We start from the raw sequence: 21,213 nt of genomic DNA, 5'->3' as shown, positions 1-21,213 counted from the left end.
AGGAATAAGATTCTGCCTGACAACATCCGTATCCGTTGAAGACATCCATAATGATTAAGATACAGCAAAACGATTTTATGAAAAATAAAGAAGAAAAACTTTCAAATGCTTGGAATTATCAATATTAAACATTAATTTTGGAATCTCAAAATAATACAATCAACAATAATAATCATATATTTATATGAAAAAAACACTTTTATCGACTGCATTTCTTTTAGCAACGGCATCATCATGCTGGTTTACCGGCAATATGAATGCACAGACAAACAACAAACCGAACTTCACCGAATGGCACGATCTTGACGTGAACCAGGTAAACCGTCTTATGAACCATACAAACTTCTTTGCCTTTGAATCGGACAAAGCTGCAAAGAACAACAAGACGGCATCGGTGAATTACATAACACTAAACGGAGATTGGAAATTCGACTGGGCAGCAGACGCTGACAAACGTCCCGCAGACTTCTTCAAAACCGAATACAACGACTCCGAATGGAAAACCATGCCGGTACCGGGATTATGGGAACTGAACGGCTACGGCGACCCGGTATACGTCAATGTGGGCTATGGCTGGCGCGGACACTTCAATACAAATCCACCCGAAGTGCCGGTAAAAGACAATCACGTAGGCTCATACAGGCGCACAATAAACATACCGCAATCATGGAACGGAAAACAGGTGATAGCACATTTCGGTTCCGTGACGTCAAACATCTACTTATGGGTCAACGGACGATATGTAGGATATTCGGAAGACAGCAAGGTGGCGGCAGAGTTTGACATAACCCCATATATAAAAAAGGGTGAGAACCTTATTGCATTCCAGACGTTCAGATGGTGTGACGGCTCATATTGCGAAGACCAGGACTTCTGGAGACTAAGCGGAGTGGCACGCGACTGCTATCTGTACAGCCGTAACAAAAAGACCCATGTGGACGACATACGCATCACAGGCGACCTGACAGACGACTATACCGACGGTGAACTTAAGATAAGCATGAAAGTGACCGGAAAGCCACGCATTGAGCACCGTCTTACCGATGCCGCAGGAAACATCGTGGCATCACTCAACACAAACGTAAGAAGCGGCAGCGAGACAAACACCGTGATGAATATAAAAAAGCCTAACACATGGACAGCGGAGACCCCTTACCTCTATACACTGACGACAACGGTAAAGCAGGGAAACAAAATTGTAGAGGTAATCCCGCAAAAGGTAGGTTTCAGGAAAGTGGAAATATCCGGTTCGCAACTGCTCGTGAACGGCAAGTCAATATATATAAAAGGTGTAAACCGGCATGAGATGGATCCGGACGGAGGATACATCGTCAGTAGGGAACGCATGATTGAGGACATAAGGATAATGAAACGGTTCAACATAAACGCAGTACGCACATGCCACTATCCAGACGATCCGCTATGGTATGAACTGTGCGACGAATACGGACTGTATGTATGCGCCGAGGCAAATCAGGAATCCCACGGTCTGGGATACCAAAATACATCCGAGGCAAAGAAGCCCAAATTTGCCAAACAAATATTGGAACGAAACATAAACAATGTTGCATCAAACTTCAATCATCCGAGCGTGATTGTATGGTCACTCGGCAATGAGACGGCGGACAGCCAAAACTTCACCGCAGCATACAAGTGGATCAAGAATGCCGACCCAAGCAGACCCGTACAATTCGAACAGGCTCATAACGGAGCGAACACCGACATATTCTGCCCGATGTATATGAGCCAGGCCGGATGCATAAACTATGCCGAAAGCAACAGACCTTCAGACAACAAACCTCTGATACAATGCGAATACTCCCATGCAATGGGCAACTCAACAGGAGGGTTCAAGGAGTATTGGGATGCGGTAAGACGCTATCCGAAATATCAGGGAGGATTCATCTGGGATTTCGTTGACCAGGCCCTACACGGAACAGACGCAAAAGGAACAAAGATAGACAAATACGGAGGCGACTACAACACATACGATCCGAGCGACAACAACTTCAACTGCAACGGCCTCATTACCACCGACCGCAAGCCGTCGCCACAGATTTACGAAGTGGGCTATTACTATCAGAATATATGGGCAGAGCCGGTAGATTTGAAGAAAGGCATAATAAGCGTATATAACGAGAACTCATTCCGCAACCTCGACAATATATGTATATCATGGGCAATACTGGTGAACGGTGTGGAACGCCAGAACGGAACAGACACACACCTGAGCATAGAACCACAACAAACTGCAAACATAACATTGCCTTACGATCTTGCCAAAGTAAACGATGACGACGAAGTGATGCTGAACATAGAATTCAGACTGAAAAAAGCAGAGCCGCTGATGGAAGCCGGACAGATTGTGGCAAGACGTCAGCTCAAAGTGTCGGAAAACGAAGAATGGGGAAACATATTCACGCCATCGGAAAACAACGGCATCACATTCAATACCGACAAGGAAACCGGAATACTGAGGGTTTCTAACGGCAATGACTTCTGTATGGAGTTCAGAAAAACAGACGGACTGCTCAGACGATACACAGTGAAAGGCAGGGAACTTCTCGGTAAAGGCGGAACACTGCGACCCAACTTCTGGCGTGCCGTGACCGACAATGATATGGGAGCCGGTCTGCAAAGGAAATTCAAAGCCTGGAAAAACCCGAAAATGGAACTGAAGGCAATAAAGACGGACAAAGGGAAGTCTAAAGTGACAGCAGAATATGAGATGCCGGAAGTAAAGGCACTGCTGACACTGGAATATGAGATTTACAGCAACGGAACATTGCACGTTACACAGCAGATGACGGTCGACTCGACTATTAAAGACTACGACATGTTCAGGTACGGCATGCTTATGGAACTTCCATATAACATGGACAACAGCAGATACTACGGCAGAGGACCGATAGAAAACTACTCTGACCGCTGCGAATCACAATTCATAGGCATATATAAAAACACTGCAGACGGCATGTTCTTCCCATACATACGTCCGCAGGAAAGCGGAAATATGTGTGATATCCGTTGGTGGGAACAGACCGATGCCAACGGCTTCGGATTCAAGATTGAGGCGGAAGCCCCGTTCTCTGCAAGCGCAGTCCACTATGCAATCAGCGATCTTGACGAAGGCGAGCACAAAAAACAACGCCATATACAGCAAGTGCCCAAATCGGAATACACCAATATGTGTATCGACAAGGTGCAGGCCGGAGTAGGAGGAATAGACAGCTGGAGCGCCAACGGAGCACGTGCATTGCCGCAATACCGCGTAGGAAAAGGCGACAAGACTTTCAGCTTCATCATACAACCTATAACAAAACAATAAAAATACTACAATGGATACCTCCAGAATATTTCTCATCATTGCACTTGTATCTACAGGCGTGTTTCTCCTGCAGTTCGTTATTTCCATTTTCTTCGGAGATGTGGATGTTGACGTAGACTCGGATGCATCCGCCGATACCGACGTTAGCAGCGTGTTCTCATTCAAGGGGCTTATACATTTCCTGATAGGCTTCGGATGGACACGCTTCCTCATTCAAGGAGCATCATGGGTGTCATATATCGGTGCATTCCTTGTGGGCATAGTCTTCGTATTTATACTATGGTATCTGTATATCCTGGCTTTCCGTCTGCAGAAAATAAGAAAACCGGAGAATGCAAACCAGCTTGTAGGACGCAGCGGATATATATATGCAAACCGCGGAAACGGAAACTATATAATACATACGGAACGTGACGGAGCAATAAGGGAACTCGACGTAGTATCAGGCTCAGGAAAAAAAGACTATGCCACAAATGAAAAAGTGACTATAGAGGGTTACAAAAACAATACTTATTACATAGGTTAGTGATAAAAATAACAATTATGGACCAGAACATTTTAATTATTACAGCAATTCTTGTAGTTGTCGTTATCCTTACATTTATAGGTATCCTCTCGCGCTACCGCAAATGTAAAAGTGATGAGGTACTCGTTGTATACGGTAAGACAGGCGGAGCCAAATCCGCAAAGCTTTACCATGGAGGAGCGGCTTTCGTATGGCCAATCATCCAAGGATACGAATTCCTTTCCATGAAGCCTATGCAGATAGACTGCAAGCTCACAGGAGCATTGTCCGCACAGAATATCCGTGTGGATGTACCGACGACCATCACCGTAGCCATCAGCACCGATCCGGAAGTGATGCAGAACGCAGCCGAACGTATGCTCGGACTGTCATACGAAGACAAGCAAAACCTTATCACCGATGTTGTCTACGGACAAATGCGTCTGGTGATTGCCGACATGACAATTGAGGAACTGAACTCTGACCGCGACAAATTCCTTTCCAAGGTAAAGGACAACATCGATACCGAGCTGCGCAAATTCGGTCTCTACCTGATGAACATCAACATCAGCGATATACGTGATGCGGCAAACTATATAGTAAACCTCGGTAAGGAGGCAGAAAGCAAGGCTCAGAACGAAGCTCAGGCAAATATTGAGGAACAGGAAAAACTCGGAGCAATAAAGATTGCCAACCAGATACGTGAACGCGAAACCAGCGTTGCCGTGACAAGAAAAGACCAGGAAGTGGCCATCGCAACCACACGCAAGGAACAGGAAATATCCGTGGCCGAAGCCGATAAGGAGCGTATCGCAATGGTGGCAAAAGCCAATGCCGAGAAAGAATCTCAGGTGGCAAAGGCCGAAGCCCAGAAAAACATCAACGTCGAACAGGCCAATACAGAGAAAGAAAGCCGCATAGCCGAACTCAACTCTGATATGGAAATAAAGCAGGCTGACGCAAAGAAAAAGGCGGCCATCGGACGCAACGAGGCTCAGAAAGAGATCGCCCTGTCCAATGCGCAGTTGTCTGTGACCCAGGCAAACGCCGACAAAGAAGCCGGTGAGGCGACTGCACGCTCCGAGGCGGCGGTACAGACCGCACGCGAGAAAGCCCAGAAAGAGGTGGAAGAGGCAAAGGCACTGAAAGTGGAATCATCGCTGAAAGCAGAAAAAATCGTACCGGCAGAAATTGCGAAGCAGGAGGCCATTCTCCAGGCAGACGCCGTTGCAGAAAAGATGATACGCGAGGCAGAGGCAAGGGCAAAGGCCACTCTCGCACAGGCAGAAGCAGAGGCAAAGGCTATAAGACTTAAGCTTGAGGCAGAAGCCGAGGGTAAGAAAATGTCGTTGATGGCAGAGGCTGACGGTTTCGAGGCCATGGTGAAGGCGGCAGAGCTCAACCCGTCGATAGCCATCCAGTATAAGATGGTTGACCAGTGGAAGGAAATAGCCGGCGAACAGGTAAAAGCTTTCGAAAAGATACAGCTCGGCAACGTTACCGTATTCGACGGAGGCGAAGGCACTACCGGCAACTTCCTCAACGGCCTTGTGAAAACCGTGGCTCCAAGCCTCGGTGTGCTCGACCAGTTGCCAATAGGTGAAACGGTAAAGAAAATAATTCATCCGGACAGCAAGGATGAAACTACCGGAGAAAAATAACATTACTGCCGTCAATTCCATGACGGTTTGAAATATTCCATTATACTAAAAAACTGCATGGAGCGCAAACGGTTTGCGCTCCATGCAGTTTTTTTTATTGCAATTAAGACTAAAAGCCAAATGGGCTCACCCGAAATTTCTTGGGGATAACTATTTGTAACATTCTTTAAAGTGATTACTTTTGCAATATGACAGAAGCAGCATTAATATCTTTAGCTCAAATAGTACTACCAAGCGAAGTCCTTTCCTCGTTTGATATAAGTAAGGTAGAAAGTACCGATACCGAGATTTACATTCATCTTGATGAAAAGATGTACGATACATTACGTAATGATGTCCACTTTGAATCCAAAGGTTTTATTCCTGCGGTTTCCATCACCGATTTCCCCATCCGCGACCACAAAGTAATCCTTTTGCTCCGACGCCGTAAATGGGTTGATATTCGTACCGGCAAGAGTTTTATTCTACCTCTTAAAATAGCCGCCGAAGGCACCCGCTACTCCAAGGAGTTTGCGGTTTTTTTTTAAAGAAACGTATGGACACATCCCCGGTGACCTGCCGTACGCTTGATGATTTCTATCATATTGACGCATCTACCTTTGAGAAGCAGTACAAGGATGTGCTAAGCGGTTATCGTAATTGGGAAGAGTTGAGCCATGCGGAAGAGTGGCTTGTCTTTCCTGGGAACATTGGACCTAATCTGGCTATTGACGAGACTTCCCTGTCCAATGGCGACCTTTATATAATAGTGACCAACAGGGACAGGCATGGTCGTGAGATGTGCCTTGTCGCCATTGTTGCAGGGACGAAGTCAGAGACGGTCATAGCGGCTTTACGCCATATTCCCGAACACCTGTTGGACAGCGTAGAAGAAGTGACACTTGACTTATCGGACTCAATGCGTAAAATAGTCCGCTCCTGTTTCCGCAAGGCATCTCGTGTAATAGACCGGTTCCACATCCAGAAATTAGCTTGCGATGCAGTGCAGGAAATGCGTATCAAACTCCGCTGGGACGCAATCCAGGAAGCCAATGATGAGATGGAAGAAGCAAAGCAGAAAGGGGAATCATATGTGCCTATGAGATATGAAAATGGAGATTCAAAGAAAGAACTGTTGGCAAGAAGCCGGCATCTGCTGTTTAAATCCTCCGAAAAATGGACTCCAGCACAAAAACAAAGAGCCAGAATTCTTTTTAAGGAATATCCGGAATTGGGACAGGCGTATGGATTATGTCATTCACTCAGAATGATTCTTGCCAAAAATACAATCAAAGATGCGGCAAGATTGAGTATGGCTAAATGGTATAATAAAGTGGAAGAGGCAGGCTTTCATGCTTTCAATGTGATTGCAGCAACCTTCTATGAGCATTATGATGATATCCTTAACTTTTATAATAAAAGATCCTCTAATGCGGCGGCAGAATCCTTTAACGCGAAAATCAAACAGTTCAGAACCGCATTAAGAGGAGTAGTGGATGAGAAATTCTTCCTCTTTAGACTGGCTAAGATTTATGCATACCCCCAAGAAATTTCGGGTGAGCCGTAAAATGAGCAATATCAAGCTTGATTGAACATTGCCATGGTGAGAAAAAGTGGGAAGAAGTCCAACGTTTTCTATAAATTTGATGAGCAACCATCCACAAGTAGGGACATCGCTTTGCGATGTGTACAATGTCCGGCTTTGGAATCACCTATGCCACATGCCTTCATAATAAAGACAAAACAACATCCGCCCCAGTCCGCTATCTCAAATTTTTCAATATCCAATCAAGCTGCAAGCGGTTTGTGGTGTCAGAAGTCCAATGTTCATTAATTGGTGTAACCAGTTTCTCTTTATCACATTTCAATATATTCCACACAGCAAAACTTGTCGTTGGAGGACATGTATTGTCATTGAACCCCCATGTCATAAATGTCTTGGCGGATATGTTACGTGCAAAATTCACCGCATCATAATACGCCATTGTCTTTACATGGTTATCAGTGAGCAGTCCCTCCTTCTCTGACGGATGCGGATAACCGCTTGCCTCACCTATCTTACCTCTTGCCATATCGCTTAAAGCAGGATGGTTTATAACACAATGGGTGACTCTTTTGTCGAGTCCGGCAACAGCAAGCGCCAGACCTCCTCCCTGGCTTCCACCAAGGGTTACAACATTCTTCCCGTCCCATTCAGGAAGCGAGGTAAGTAAATCTATGCATTTCACAAGTCCAAGGTATACATGTTTCATATAATAATGCTCACGACTGTCAAGCCCTTGATACAGATAGCCTTTAACCCTTCCGTCAAAAGCACTGCGTATATCGTTATAAACCTCTTCCGGAGCATTTGGATTTATGCCGTGAATCTCCACAACAAACCTTATACATCCGTTTTCAGGATAATAATTACGTGAACGCGGATCACGAATTGCCTTTATTCCTGCTCCCGGAGGACTGAGCACAACAGGATGACAGCCCTTTTTCATGTTCTTCGGACACATCAGATAGCCATACATATAATGACTCTTGTCTGTTTTCAACTTTATGAGATAACAGTCAACAAGATCGGTACATAGCGATGTGCAAAGCTCTTTAGTATAGCTTAACGGAAGCATTCCATTCTCTTTAAGATTCTCTTGCCACCAATCATTGAAATCAGACGGCAGGCTTGTATATGGTAATATTCTCTCAGGTGAGAAACCTATTTTCACATGATGCCTGTATGTTGTACCGTCAAGTTTCAATTTCATCCTTACATCACGAAAACCTGGTTTCGCAGATGTACCGACCTTTATACGTACCTTCCCGTTTTTCAATTCGGCCTTACCGTAAACGTCCGGTGACAATATGTCATCAGCAATCTCATATTCAATCATACCGTTTTGCGGTATGCCATATTTTAGAAACATGACATCTATATATGCAGTCTCTCCTGTTTTATATAGCCAATCACTATGATCAGGCACAGCATACCATAGATAATCGCTTTTATATGGATAATTTTCAACGGCAGATACCGCTACCGAAATAAGCAATAGAAAAAATATTGCTGTTATTGATAATTTTCTTCCCATGTTCATAATTATTTACCAGCAAACCTGTCGGCGAGGCTCTGGATAAGCTCAGTATCGTCGAAATAGTTTATGCGCATGGCCTTGCGTACCTCGTCCATGGTCTGGGCCGCGGTTTCGCGCGCCGCTTCGTTACCCTTGCGCAGGATGTTGAAAATCTCGGGAATGTCCTGCTCAAACTCATGACGACGGACACGCATCGGCTCAAGCATATTGTTGATAACCGTGTTAAGGAACTTCTTGCACTTCATATCACCCAATCCGCCACGACGATAATGATCCTTCAACTCATCAAGATTCTTGTACTCAGGCCAGAAATTGGCAAAATCATCGTCTGTACTGAAAGCATCAAGATAGGTGAATACGGCGTTTCCCTCAACCTTTCCGGGGTCATCCACACGCAGATGGTCGGGGTCTGTATACATCGAGCGCACTTTCTGCCATACCGCATCTGCCGAATCACTCAGATAAATGCAGTTTCCAAGGCTCTTACTCATTTTTTCCTTTCCGTCCGTACCTGGCAGACGACGGGCGGTGGCATTCTCTGGCAACAGGATATTCGGCTCCACAAGCACCTCTGAATATGTCTGGTTGAAACGCCTCACCAACTCGCGCGTCACCTCAAGCATTGGCTCCTGATCCTCGCCTGCCGGCACCGTCGTTGCCTTGAACAGCGTTATGTCCGCTGCCTGGCTCACCGGATAACAGAAGAAGCCAAGAGGAATATTTGCCTCAAAGTTACGCATCTTAATCTCTGTCTTTACTGTAGGATTACGCTGAACACGCGACACAGTGATGAGGTTCATAAGGTATGTGGTAAGCTCGGCAAGCTCCGGTATCTGACTCTGCACAAAAAGCGTGCAACGCTCCGGGTCAAGGCCGGCGGCAAGATAGTCAAGAGCCACCTCCACAAGGTTTTGACGTATTTTCTCCGGATTGTCAGCATTGTCGGTAAGAGCCTGCACGTCTGCCATGAATACAAACATCTTCTTGTAATCACCTTCATTCTGCAAAAGAACCCTACGGCGCAAAGAGCCGATATAATGTCCGAGATGCAATTTACCTGTAGGCCTGTCGCCTGTAAGAATCACTTTCTCCATCTTTATCTATTATGTCTATTATTTCTCGTTCTTAATAATCTAAACGACAAAGGTAGTACTTTTATCCGATAAAAACAAATTTTTCATAAACGTACAGTATGTTGTACATAAAAATCTTAATTTGTTTTGTGCTTTTAAACAAACCGGCTATTTTTGCGATGACAAAACATATTATTAATCTATAAATACAGGTAGTTATGAAGAAGTATATTTGCGAGACCTGCGGTTATGTTTATGACCCGGAAATTGGAGATCCAGAGAATGGCGTTGCTCCCGGAACAGCTTTTGAAGATATTGCAGACGATTGGGTATGCCCCCTTTGCGGTGTTGGCAAGGATGACTTTACACCCGAGGAGGACTGAGCATACGTAAAAAACGTTTTGGGCAAGCTTGATTGGCAATGATATTTCTCGGGCTCTGCCAGACGTATGGACATCGCTTTGCGATATTATACAGCGGTTTTTATGATAATTAAACGGCAAGACGTGTGATACGTGTCAATGGCACTTATCACACGTCTTAGAACATAAAACCAATATGTTTAGATATACAGCATTGTTAATTTATCAAAAAACTCACGTATAATGAAAAAATCAAAATCTATTTACATTTTTGATACTTGTAAAATTCTCTTTCGATGAATGGCATGTTCATGCTCAATGAATAGCATATTCATCAGCCATGAATAGCCTGTTCATCAAGCGAGAACAGGCCATTCATTTTGGCACACTTTTTGTCTGCAACTAACACACTGTATATAAGCCTGTTACAGGATTTATAAAAGATGCGAACAATGAAGCGATAACGGTTTGCGAATTTTTATTACATAAACAGTGGCAAAGACGGAAAAATGCATTACCTCTCCACCAATAATATGCTGCCTATGAGTCCGGAAGGCACAAGCCGGCTCTTCCGGTCGTACAGCTGTGTGTACATCCATACTCGGCGTTCCTGTTCAGGAAGCAGACTGTCTCCAACAAGTCGGTTGACCAACGAGTTCCGGACCTCGATACGTATATCATTCCGGCCGTTTTTCATCAGTCCTGTAATATCCGCCTCCCACGGTGTACACCATACAGTGCCGGCATCCTTATTGTTTATGTAAACACGTGCGATACCTTTTATTTCCGGGAGACGCAGCAGAAGTTTTTTCCTGTATGCGGTATCCTGTTTTTTGCCGGGCATACGGAATCTTATGGATTTCTCGTATTTGGCGAGACCAGAGAAGTATTTTATGTCTGGATTCTCATGTTTGGTCCAGTCAGTCAGCTCATTGAAGACAACCGGCAATTTCGGCCCTCCCAAAAGAGTGTCAAATGTGACAGTCCACGGACCTTCTATTGAAGACACCGTTTCCTCTGCCCGGCCGGCGTATTCCTCCAATCCTGCAGCGGCTTTCCGTCGTGCCACGATAAACCCTGCCTCATCAGGACGCATCCTCAACACTGCTTTCAGCCCGTGTGGCGTGCTGATTGCATTAAGCTTGCATCGTGAGCCGTCAATTGCACTCCACCATTCTGCCTCAGGATAGCCGGTCCGTAACGCCACGGTGTCGGCAAATGTACGGCTCTTCGAATGGTTCACAAGAAAGTATATGTCGGCCTCACCGGTCTTCCGGTGCGCAAAAAACACCCTGTCGGTGGCACTTTCCCTACTCCTGATTCCCAAATCCGGTAAAATACCGGCTTCGTCAAGCTTTTGTCTGAGGCCATTGTCTGGCATAGTGCGGTTATCAAACACGCACAGTCCCTGTTCTTTCAGCTGTTCGATGCGCTTCTCTGATTCCGGGCTTACCACGGCTGTTTTCTCTATGGCAAGCATACGATAGGCCGAAGCGTCAAGATGCATCAGTCCGTCTGTAGAGCAGACGTCAAAGTCGTAGCCCTCCGGAATATCCGGCAAATTATGTGCCAGCAGTTTCATTGGAGCCTCGTCTCCTGCATATACTATGATGTCAACAACAGGACGTCCCTGTCTCATCATATAGCTGTTGCGCGCCTGATAGTCCCAAAATCCCCGCGACAGCGGCCACATGGGGTTACACCTGTTCAAGGCATAGTCGCGGTTATATCCCGTATTTATTCTGAACGGACCGGACGATCCGGGAGAATGCACCCATGGCTGTGATTCAGATGCGCAGACCACAAGTTCATTCACCCTAAATGCCGCAGCCATGTCTGTTTCGTCCTTGACTTCTCCCGGTGTGTTGTTGTAGTTGAAATCGGTGTATGCTTCTGCCGATGCTATCTGCTTTCTGTAGATGTTGGCCGCCGATGCCGCCTCTTTGATGTCGTATGCTCCGTTGTGCATCCGTGTCCAGAATTCCCCCTGCGGACGTTCCACCCGTCCTTTTGCCGCAAGATTGTCGGAGCAGATACTCTGTCCGTTTCCCATAGCCTGTGCTGTGAAATGCACTCCTGCCTGTGCGGCCATCCGCTGCAGTGTGGAAAAATAGCGGTCGTTAATGCCGTCGGCAATTGTCCTGCGCAGGTCATGCAGGAAACTTTCCGTCTCCTCCACAGAATTTACTATATATCCCTGCATGGCAGGAAGAAAAGGAATGATGTCGTATCCACATTTCCCGCGAAACAGTTCAGGAAAGTCGTGTGTCCAGTTTTGTGCTCCGGCCTCATGACTGTCCATACATATTCCGGACAGCGGATATCCGGCAGCCTTCAGCGAATCTATTATCACCCCAGCATAGTTGTTCCAGTGGATTTCCGCCGCATGCGCGTTAAGCTTGTCGCATTCCAGGCCGAGCAGGTTCTTGCGCCCGTGCTTTGTGCGTCCCCTTGTCGGTGCATAGAAGAAGTGTATTATCTTCCAGTCTGTTCCCTTTGGTGCATGCCAGTCCAGTCTTCCCTGCGCATCCACGCTTGCGGTAATATTAACAATATCCTCATGCCTTACAACCTCGTTGCCGTTGTAGTCCGGGGTTTGCGTATGACGTATATATTCCGTGCAGTATGCCGCACGCTCCTCCCACCCGTATGTAGCGGCACGTGCCGACAACTCGACATTGATTATTTTCAGTTCGCCTGTTGCCGGCTTGTCGCCAATCATAGCTATTGTCTTGTTATCGGCATTCCACCATCCGTGCAGGTTCAGGCGAAAGAACCGCCCCTCCGTTGCCGGAAAGCTTATTGTGAAGTTTTTCCTCAACGACTGCATTCTATAACATGGTTTTAATGTGGCTACCTTATGCCACGTAAGGCTGTCGTTGCTGGCTTCCAATTCGCCAAGTGGCGGCAACAGCGTGAAATTGTTGCCGCAAAAGTCGTCCTGCGGATCACACGGCTCATTCATGATACTCTGTGCTCCTTTGCTGTAGCCGTTTGAACGATAAGACAGCGAACGTGCTGTGAACGGCTTGTCGAAAGCAGCGAGCAAGACTGTTGTCGGAGCAGTTGTGGTAAATCCGTTTGGCAGGCATTCCACCGTTTCATGATATCCTTTCCGTACCGGTATGGCCAGCACGGCAACACTGCGCCAATCCTTTCTGTCAGGCACTGGCACATCACCGGTATAGTGTGTCCCGCCATGCACGAGGGTGTCTCGGCTGTATAGGGCCTGCATGCCAAGTTCCGGTGTTATCCAAGGCCCTCCGCAAACGTATCCATTGGAGATATTCACCTCAAATGACAGTCCGAGACGCGCAGCCTCCTTTGCCGACAGTTTCAACATACTCCACCACTCCTGACTCATAGCCGGTGCAGCATCAGGAGTGCCAGGCCCATGCTGCTGATCGTAATAAACCACACCGCCTACTCCGGCTTGCCTGTAAGCCTCAAGATCAGCTGTGATACCTTCTTCCGTTGTAATGTTCTCGCCGTGGAACCACCATACCTTTGTACGCGTTGAATCAGGCACTTGCATGAATTCTTCATACATTTTGTCTACATTCTGTGCACCGGCACTTGCCGCCATCGCGATATAGAAAAACAATAATAATATCCTCATGTTCTTTTTATATTTTCACGTTGTTTTGAAGAAACGCTTCGCCTCAGCATAATCAAAAACGAATTTTGCCTCTGCTTTCAACTTGCAGTTTATTTTATATTTGACAGAATACGTATACAATCAACACTGTGGCACATCTATCATTTTATCTCATGCAAAAGTACATAAAAAGCATGAGTTTTTACACCGGCAATAAAGAAATGATTTTTCTTTAGAGGAAAGTAATGAAAAAAAATAACTGAAGTATATATTATTGTATTGTTGTGTATATAATCATACATGGAACAGCATAGCGGCAATGCAAGAATAAAAATATTGCCTGATTTATATTTTTATACTATCTTTGCACACACATATCAAAATAAAAAAACACCGTAACAGATGAAAATAGGATTCGATGCAAAGCGCGCGGCACAGAACCGCACAGGACTGGGTAACTACAGCCGTTTCGTACTAAGAATACTCTCGGAGAGATTCCCTTCGCACGAATATCATCTGTTCATCCCCAAACGCTCACGCACACCGTTTCTTCACGAAATACCAACCGTGAAAAAACTTATCCTTCATTTTCCAGCCAATCCTATATGGCGCAAACTGAGTGCCGTATGGAGAATATGGGGCATGACCGCAGATATCCGGACAGAAAAGACAGACATTTATCACGGCCTGAGCAACGAACTGCCGTTGAACATACAAAAATCCGGATGCAAAAGCATCGTGACCATACACGACCTTATATTCAAGCACACACCGGAATATTACAAACCTATAGACAGGTGGATATATGACTGTAAGTTCCGCCGCGCATGCCTAAAGGCCGACCACGTGATCGCTGTAAGCAAATACACAAAACAAGAGATTATCCGCTATTACGGAACTCCCGAAAGCAAGATAACCGTGGTATATCAGGGATGCGATCCCCTGTTCGGGCAACCGATAAGACAAGAGACTCTTGACGATGTGAGGAAAAGATACGCATTGCCGGACAAATATGTACTATTCGTAGGAAGCATCGAAGAACGCAAGAATCTGATGCTTGTGGCACAAGCCATTGCCGACATCACGACATGGAACAATGAGTCTGAAAACAGCGGCATTGCCGAAGAAATAAAGGTTGTGGCCGTAGGAAAACCCACAAAATATCTCGATAAGATTAAAGCATATCTGTCAGACAACGGCCTTTCCGACCGGTTTATCTTCCGACACCACGTGACATATACCGACCTGCCGGCATTCTATCGGATGGCCACGGTATTCACATATCCCTCACGGATTGAGGGGTTTGGCATTCCGATGCTCGAGGCCCTCACTGCCGGAGTTCCGGCAATAGGATGCACAGGGTCATGCCTCGAGGAAGCCGGAGGTCCATATTCCATATACACTGATCCTGATGATCCGCATGCAATGGCCGTGGCCATTGCCAAAATATGGAAAGACGGCAAACTTAGAAAAGAAATGGCCGAAAAAGGATATGAATACATTAAAAACTTTACGGACGACAAGCTTGCCGAATGCATGATGAACGTATACAGAAAACTTTTGAAATGAATGTAGAACTGACAAATCTTTCCATCGGTTACCGCCACAGACACAGCACGAAAACAGTATCGGAAAATATCTGTGCCACAATACGAAAAGGGGAACTTACCTGCCTGCTCGGCCAAAACGGGACAGGCAAATCCACCCTTCTGCGCACACTGTCATACTTTCTGCCGAGACTTGACGGTGACATCATAATAAACGGACATGCCATCGACAGCTATTCCGAACATGAAAGAGCACGGCTCATAAGCGTGGTACTGACAGAAAAACCGGAAGTGACGAATATGACAGTAAGGGAAATGATAGCCATGGGACGCATGCCGTACACCGGCTTCTGGGGCAGGCTCAAAAACGAAGACGAAGAAATCATAGACAAAGCCGCAGAAATGGTGGGCATTACCGGCATCATCACCCGTAAAGTGTCTTCACTCAGCGATGGAGAAAGACAAAAAGTAATGATTGCAAAGGCGCTGGCACAACAGACACCGATAATCTATCTTGACGAACCGACGGCATTTCTCGACTATCCAAGCAAGGTGGAAACAATGGAACTGCTGCAGCGCGTAAGCCACGATACGGAAAAGACCGTATTTCTTTCCACACACGATATTGAACTTGCACTGCAGATGGCGGACACCGTATGGCTTATGAACGCCAACGGTAAAAACAACATGCACACAGGCTCTCCCGAAGACCTTGCCTTGGACGGCAGCCTGGAATCGTTCTTTGCCGGACGAGGGGTTTGCTTCGACTCAGATACAGGAATTTTCCGTATCAACCGCCCAACAACGCAGACCATACACATAACAGGAATGACAGACTCTACAGCAGGAAAGATGCTGCGGAAAGCATTACGCAGATATGCCATAGAAACAACTGACCGCGATAATGAACAATGCGGCATTACGATAGACATTGGCAGCAATTACTTCACCGTAATACGTCCGAACGCAGAAAAGAAGACATACTTCAGCATTGCCGAAACGACAAGAGCCATAAAATAATAAGGGCGTATCAAACCATTCATTGTATTCCCATTTATGACAGTATTCCGTTATAACAGAGAATGCCTGTCACAACTGATGATTATTGTCTGAAAATGCTATGATATTAAAAATGGGGGTAGTTCATCAAACTGCCCCCACTTTTATTTCAAGCGCTCCTGTCTCAGAATTTATTATATATCCTCCGACCCTCACATCAGCCGCCATAAGAGGATGATTCCTTATAAGATCAACCGTCTCACGGACGGCTTCCTCCGTATCTTCAAACCCATGCAGCCAGCTGTCAAGGTCTATGCCGCAATGCCGCATCAACGTGATATGCTCATCACTCACTCCGCGCTCACGCATAATATGAAGCATCTCAGAGGCATTCATTCCCTGCACACCGCAACCGGTATGCCCTATCACCATTATCTCGTTAACTCCCAACTCATACACTGCCACAAGAAGCGAACGCATTGTAGAGTCAAAAGGATTTGTGATTGTTCCTCCTGCGTTCTTTATCAGTTTCACGTCACCGTTCTTTATTCCGAGAGCGGCAGGCAACAGCTCAACAAGACGGGTATCCATACAGGTGACTATCGCAATACGCTTATCAGGATATTTGGAAGTTGCAAACTTACGATATCCTTCCGATGCAACAAACTCACGGTTATACTTTATTATCTCATCTATCATTTCTGTATATTTTAGTTTGGATTACATTCTACATATTATGACATAACAACTCCTATAACATTTGCCTGGAGCCACTAATGGAAACATCTCCTATGCCTCTGAACCTTTCTATTCCAATTTTATTAAACATCATCGCTACAGTGTATTCATTATTCATTTGATTACAAAGATACGGAGAATATCTGTTTGAAATATGACACAAACACTGTTTTTATACATTTTTTATATTCCTGTGATGCTGTCAGGAGCCGCTCGGGCAAAATAGCGGCACCATTATCTCCGCATGACAACGCTCGGAACGTGCTCACCGTCGTAATACATATCGTAAAAGCGTGAAGCCGTCCCGTCGCCTCCGGTTATCACATAATGGCGGTTGTCAGCACAACGGTTCACTATACGGAAAACAGACAGTTTCTCTTTCGGAAAAACAATCCGTTTCCCTATAAAACATACACCGACCCCCATTCTAATGTCATCCCTGGCAAACGGATACCCACGGAGCTGCTTACGGTTACGGACAAAACACATTTTCCCCTCATTCACAAGCTCGAGAAATCCTGCTTTCTCTACAACCGGTATGGAATCATGCCGGAACTGTGTCTTCAAATCAACCCAATACTCAGCCTTTTCAGGCGTGGCTTCTACAAGATGCAGAAAGCCACCGTCCATAAACCCGGCAAAATAAAACTCACGGTCTATCACATTGTCATCAGTATAATACCCGTCATCCTTCACCACATACCTACCGTCCTGTTTCCGGCATATCCGTATACCGAAAGCCGGAGGCGAAATATACGCCCACTGTTCATCAAGCAACATCAAAAGCCTCTCTTTTCCCTTTCCTGACAACACCTTGCCAAGCCCATAAAGGCCGGTCTCCGGAGAGTGAGTGACACGAAGGTCAGAGCGTTCATTAAAATCGCATATATTTTCATTTCCGTCAAAGAACACTCCCCGCACATTATAATTCCTTCCACAGATAAACTCTTCCAGTCTCAGCCGTTCCACATCTGCCTCGGTGTCATTCTGCATCTTCATCATTTTCCACTCCTGTTCCGTTATGACAGCCAATGGCATACACTCATCCCGCTTAAAGAAAAGGCTTCCGTGTTCATCCTCAAACAGACTACTGCCGCGATATTTCTCCTTAAAAATGTAAACCTTACGTGGATTCAGCCTCTCTACATACAGATTGCGAAACCTTATACCTACCCCCCATTCGCCTTCAACGGCAGTCTTGGTGATATATGTATCACCGGTCATCATGCGCGTCATGACACGGGGATAAAACCTGAAGCCGTCCGAACTGCACAATTCAAGAAAATCCTTCCTTATCACTTCCGGACGTCTGGCAAACGTAATTCCATTTGTAAGATCTACCCACAGTCCGCCAACTCCCGTTTTTCCTGAGGAACTCACAAATGCCAGTCCATGCCCGCACAGCTCCACCGTATCATATACACAAGGCAGCACCTCTGTCCCGTCAAGACCAGCAACCCCCATCCGACCTACATTCCCGACAACTCGGTATCCATAGTCCACCATGATGTTGTCTTCATGGCTCTCATGGGTGAGAAGCGTAACCATACGCGTGCGCTCATCATCCGTCTCCTGCCTTTGTCTGCCTACAGCCATTGCCTGAACCAGCAGGCTGTCACCATTCCTTGACACCTTACCTTTCCCCGGCATACGTCCCTCAAACATTGCCTGCCAGTCGCGATCGGCCGAAGGCAGTCCGAACAGACGGTAAAGCCCCACGTTGTCAAGTATCGTACAGTGGCTTTTCCCCTGAGCCGACCTCATACCGCGTCCGACCTGCTGCAGATACTTTGACAGCGATAATGTAGGACGCGCCAGCTGAATGAACTCCACATCCGGACAGTCAAACCCTTCACCGAACAAATCCACATTCACCAGCACGTCAATATCTCCGCGCCTGAAGCCGTCTGTCAGTTCCTTTCTCCTTGCAGCCGGTGTCTTACTCGATATTTCCACTGCATTAATGCCATGGGCTGTATAATACCCGGCAATATGCAAGGCATGGGCAATATCTATCGCATACACTATACCCTTCCTGCTCGGAACATATCTCTCTACAGTATCAAAAAGCCTTCCTATAGTGGGCATGACATCAAGCTTGGCGCTCATCTCCTTCAAAGAGAAGTCACCGTCAGCCCCGCGCCTCTCCAATGAGTCGACAATCTTCTGGTCATCGCTGTCTGGAAGTATCGAAATATAGTCATACAACGACAGGCGGCTTTCGGCAATAAACCTGTTGATGCTCCACGACTGAAGCAGCACCTCATACAATCCCGTGAATCCCTGCCGCCTCAACCTACACGGAGTTGCGGTAACACCAAGCTTCCTGACGTCCGGATACCTACGCCACAACTCCTTATACGAAACAGCCAGAGAATGGTGAGCCTCATCAATGATTATAAGCTCGGGAGGCCCACCTGCATCATCCCAATGACGTGAAAGCCACTGTACCGACATCACGCGCACCCCCGTACCGTCATCCGTATACATTCCATAACGCCGCAGGGTGTCCTCTATCTGTGCCACAAGCTCACGGCGGTGGGCAATAACCCAAACCTGCCCGGAAACGACCTCCTTTGATATAACACCGGCCAACAGATGTGTCTTTCCCGTACCGGCCGGCATCTGCACCATCACCGAACGATATGTGTCAAAAGCTTCGGTAATACGTTGCAGCATCTGCCGTTGATAATCATATAAACGGATAGATGAAGTCATAAGAATATATTAAGGAACAGGCAATGCCGAACACACCATGGCATCACCGTGACAGTTGGATATGAATTAAGCCAAACTATTCATTGTGTTTGTATTAAACCCAAACCGTACATAGGATCTTACACTCTATAATTAACGGTTTAGGTTTAAGATACTCATCAAAGATCAGGGATGTGTTTTTGGCCTATTTCAGGCGAAAAACATCCTTTCAATAGATAATGGTATGTATTATCTACATCGCAGATTCGGAATTTTCCTCCAACCCTCCCCTTTCTTTGGGGCGGGTTGGAGGGGCTTTTTCTTTTTGGAAGAGTCAGAAGGACTTAACAAACATCCTTCATACCCCGACAAACAATCGGAATATGAAGGATGTGATAATTATTCAGCCGGGAACAACAATGTCCGCCTTATACATATTCTTTGTATTTACAGGCTATATCAGGCCTGCTTGAACATTGCCAGCACTTTCTTCACTATCGGAGCCATGTCGTAATACTTATACTCTGCAAGACGTCCGCCGAATATAACGTCTGTCTCTTTGTCGGCCAGTTCCCTATACTTCTGATAAAGCCGGTTGTTTCTTTCATTGTTCACCGGATAATAAGGTTCCATGCCGTCAGTCCATTCTGTAGAATATTCCTTTGAAATGACTGTTCTGGTACATTTCCCTATCTCCTCTCCGAACATCTCGAAATGCTTATGCTCTATCACACGTGTATACGGAACCTCACGCTCGGTATAGTTCACAACAGCATTCCCCTGATAATTCGGTGTATCAAGCACCTCTTCCTCAAAACGCACCGTACGGTACTCCAGCTTGCCATACCGGTAATCATAGAACTCGTCTATCTTTCCGGTAAACACGAGCCTGTCATAATTTATAGCCTCCATGCATCCATCGGGAAACGCAATTGTCCTTGTGCCGTCATCCTCAACTGTCTCATGCCTCTTAAGTTCAAAGAAATCCGTGCTGATGATGGTATCAGTGTCTTCAAGCAATCCGTCTATAAGCTTGTTGTATCCCCCAATCGGTATGCCCTGATAGCTGTCGTTGAAATAGTTATTGTCAAACACCATCCTCACCGGAAGGCGCCTGATGATAAAGGCTGGAAGCTCCGTGCACGGGCGTCCCCACTGCTTCTCCGTATAACCCTTTATCAAACGCTCATAAATATCCCTGCCCACAAGCGTCAGGGCCTGTTCCTCAAGGTTTGCCGGCTCGCGTCCGTCAAGCATGGCCAAAGCTTCGGCTTTCTGCTCTTCAATTCTTGCCTTTGCCTCATCCGGTGTCATGACTCCCCACATCTGGTAGAAAGTGTTCATGTTAAAAGGGAGGTTATACAGCTTCCCCTTGAAGTTAGCCACGGGCGAGTTTGTATAACGGTTAAACTCCACAATGGAGTTTACAAAATCCCACACCTCCTTATCTGAGGTATGGAATATATGCGCCCCATACTTATGCACGTTTATCCCCTCAATGTTCTCACAATATATATTTCCTCCAAGATGAGGACGCTTGTCTATCACCAGACATGTTTTTCCTGCCTTTCGTGCGCAATACGCAAACACAGCTCCAAACAGTCCGGCTCCTACAATCAGATAGTCGTATCTCTTCATTGCCTATA

The 21,213-nt window shown here is 46.1% G+C and carries 13 protein-coding genes and 1 pseudogene; 8 read left to right on the top strand and 6 right to left on the bottom strand.

All coding sequences use genetic code 11. From position 1 onward, the window contains the following. Window positions 1–184: 184 nt before the first annotated feature. From HPS56_RS00835 to HPS56_RS00815, 5 genes and pseudogenes are all read left to right on the top strand, one after another. Complete coding sequence (locus HPS56_RS00835; RefSeq protein WP_172272412.1) at window positions 185–3,328, top strand: glycoside hydrolase family 2 TIM barrel-domain containing protein; 3,144 nt, start codon at window positions 185–187, stop codon at window positions 3,326–3,328. A 10-nt stretch (window positions 3,329–3,338) separates the two neighbouring features. Further along, the gene (locus tag HPS56_RS00830) at window positions 3,339–3,854 is read left to right on the top strand and encodes a hypothetical protein (RefSeq protein ID WP_172272409.1); all 516 of its coding nucleotides are present in this window, start codon (window positions 3,339–3,341) and stop codon (window positions 3,852–3,854) included. A 17-nt stretch (window positions 3,855–3,871) separates the two neighbouring features. Further along, the gene (locus tag HPS56_RS00825; RefSeq protein WP_172272406.1) at window positions 3,872–5,494 is read left to right on the top strand and encodes a flotillin family protein; all 1,623 of its coding nucleotides are present in this window, start codon (window positions 3,872–3,874) and stop codon (window positions 5,492–5,494) included. A 188-nt stretch (window positions 5,495–5,682) separates the two neighbouring features. Beyond that, window positions 5,683–6,064: pseudogene (locus HPS56_RS00820) on the top strand (ISAon1 family transposase N-terminal region protein). Next, a complete protein-coding gene (locus tag HPS56_RS00815; RefSeq protein ID WP_172272403.1) occupies window positions 6,030–7,040 on the top strand; it encodes an ISAon1 family transposase in 1,011 nt (336 codons plus the stop codon). The pseudogene HPS56_RS00820 and the gene HPS56_RS00815 overlap by 35 nt, the downstream one beginning before the upstream one ends. Window positions 7,041–7,236: 196 nt before the next feature. Here the strand turns inward: HPS56_RS00815 and HPS56_RS00810 are convergent, their stop codons facing one another. Then, window positions 7,237–8,559 carry an acetylxylan esterase gene (locus tag HPS56_RS00810; protein ID WP_369800257.1) on the bottom strand — a complete coding sequence of 441 codons (1,323 nt, stop codon included), beginning with the start codon at window positions 8,557–8,559 and terminating at the stop codon, window positions 7,237–7,239. Continuing rightward, a complete protein-coding gene (trpS, locus tag HPS56_RS00805) occupies window positions 8,559–9,647 on the bottom strand; it encodes a tryptophan--tRNA ligase (RefSeq protein WP_172272397.1) in 1,089 nt (362 codons plus the stop codon). Before trpS ends, HPS56_RS00810 begins: the two co-directional genes overlap by 1 nt. Window positions 9,648–9,844: 197 nt before the next feature. Between trpS and rd the strand changes: the two genes are divergently transcribed. Continuing rightward, window positions 9,845–10,009 (top strand): rubredoxin, encoded by a 165-nt coding sequence (gene rd / locus HPS56_RS00800; protein WP_172272394.1) that lies wholly within the window; start codon window positions 9,845–9,847, stop codon window positions 10,007–10,009. Between the two features lie 493 nt (window positions 10,010–10,502). Here the strand turns inward: rd and HPS56_RS00795 are convergent, their stop codons facing one another. Beyond that, window positions 10,503–13,607, bottom strand: a complete 3,105-nt coding sequence (locus HPS56_RS00795; RefSeq protein ID WP_172272391.1) for a glycosyl hydrolase — start codon at window positions 13,605–13,607, stop codon at window positions 10,503–10,505. 381 nt (window positions 13,608–13,988) lie between these two features. Here HPS56_RS00795 and HPS56_RS00790 point away from each other — a divergent pair, with 381 nt between their 5' ends. Both HPS56_RS00790 and HPS56_RS00785 read left to right on the top strand, forming a co-directional pair. Continuing rightward, on the top strand, window positions 13,989–15,155 hold the full coding sequence (locus tag HPS56_RS00790) for a glycosyltransferase family 4 protein (protein WP_172272388.1): 1,167 nt from the start codon (window positions 13,989–13,991) through the stop codon (window positions 15,153–15,155). Next, complete coding sequence (locus tag HPS56_RS00785) at window positions 15,152–16,153, top strand: ABC transporter ATP-binding protein (RefSeq protein ID WP_172272385.1); 1,002 nt, start codon at window positions 15,152–15,154, stop codon at window positions 16,151–16,153. Before HPS56_RS00790 ends, HPS56_RS00785 begins: the two co-directional genes overlap by 4 nt. Window positions 16,154–16,279: 126 nt before the next feature. Here HPS56_RS00785 and HPS56_RS00780 read toward each other — a convergent pair whose 3' ends face one another. The 3 genes from HPS56_RS00780 to glf all read right to left on the bottom strand — a co-directional run bounded on the left by HPS56_RS00780 (window position 16,280) and on the right by glf (window position 21,205). Then, entirely contained in the window at window positions 16,280–16,831 is a 552-nt protein-coding gene (locus HPS56_RS00780; protein WP_172272382.1) for a beta-class carbonic anhydrase, read from the bottom strand. Window positions 16,832–17,104: 273 nt separating this feature from the next. After that, window positions 17,105–19,588 carry a DEAD/DEAH box helicase gene (locus HPS56_RS13490; RefSeq protein ID WP_172272379.1) on the bottom strand — a complete coding sequence of 828 codons (2,484 nt, stop codon included), beginning with the start codon at window positions 19,586–19,588 and terminating at the stop codon, window positions 17,105–17,107. 438 nt (window positions 19,589–20,026) lie between these two features. Continuing rightward, the gene (gene glf, locus HPS56_RS00770) at window positions 20,027–21,205 is read right to left on the bottom strand and encodes a UDP-galactopyranose mutase (protein ID WP_172272376.1); all 1,179 of its coding nucleotides are present in this window, start codon (window positions 21,203–21,205) and stop codon (window positions 20,027–20,029) included. Between the last annotated feature and the right edge of the window lie 8 nt (window positions 21,206–21,213).

The organism is Xylanibacter muris, from assembly GCF_013166605.1.
In the GTDB taxonomy this organism is placed as follows: Bacteria; Bacteroidota; Bacteroidia; order Bacteroidales; family Bacteroidaceae; genus Prevotella; species Prevotella muris.
This window is presented reverse-complemented; position numbering and strand designations above follow the sequence as displayed.

Coding starts and splice junctions, on each gene's coding strand:
- HPS56_RS00835 (WP_172272412.1), top strand. CDS start 185: ATGAAAAAAACACTTTTATCGACTGCATTTCTTTTAGCAACGGCATCA.
- HPS56_RS00830 (WP_172272409.1), top strand. CDS start 3,339: ATGGATACCTCCAGAATATTTCTCATCATTGCACTTGTATCTACAGGC.
- HPS56_RS00825 (WP_172272406.1), top strand. CDS start 3,872: ATGGACCAGAACATTTTAATTATTACAGCAATTCTTGTAGTTGTCGTT.
- HPS56_RS00815 (WP_172272403.1), top strand. CDS start 6,030: ATGGACACATCCCCGGTGACCTGCCGTACGCTTGATGATTTCTATCAT.
- trpS (WP_172272397.1), bottom strand. CDS start 9,647: ATGGAGAAAGTGATTCTTACAGGCGACAGGCCTACAGGTAAATTGCAT.
- rd (WP_172272394.1), top strand. CDS start 9,845: ATGAAGAAGTATATTTGCGAGACCTGCGGTTATGTTTATGACCCGGAA.
- HPS56_RS00795 (WP_172272391.1), bottom strand. CDS start 13,607: ATGAGGATATTATTATTGTTTTTCTATATCGCGATGGCGGCAAGTGCC.
- HPS56_RS00790 (WP_172272388.1), top strand. CDS start 13,989: ATGAAAATAGGATTCGATGCAAAGCGCGCGGCACAGAACCGCACAGGA.
- HPS56_RS00785 (WP_172272385.1), top strand. CDS start 15,152: ATGAATGTAGAACTGACAAATCTTTCCATCGGTTACCGCCACAGACAC.
- HPS56_RS00780 (WP_172272382.1), bottom strand. CDS start 16,831: ATGATAGATGAGATAATAAAGTATAACCGTGAGTTTGTTGCATCGGAA.
- HPS56_RS13490 (WP_172272379.1), bottom strand. CDS start 19,588: ATGACTTCATCTATCCGTTTATATGATTATCAACGGCAGATGCTGCAA.
- glf (WP_172272376.1), bottom strand. CDS start 21,205: ATGAAGAGATACGACTATCTGATTGTAGGAGCCGGACTGTTTGGAGCT.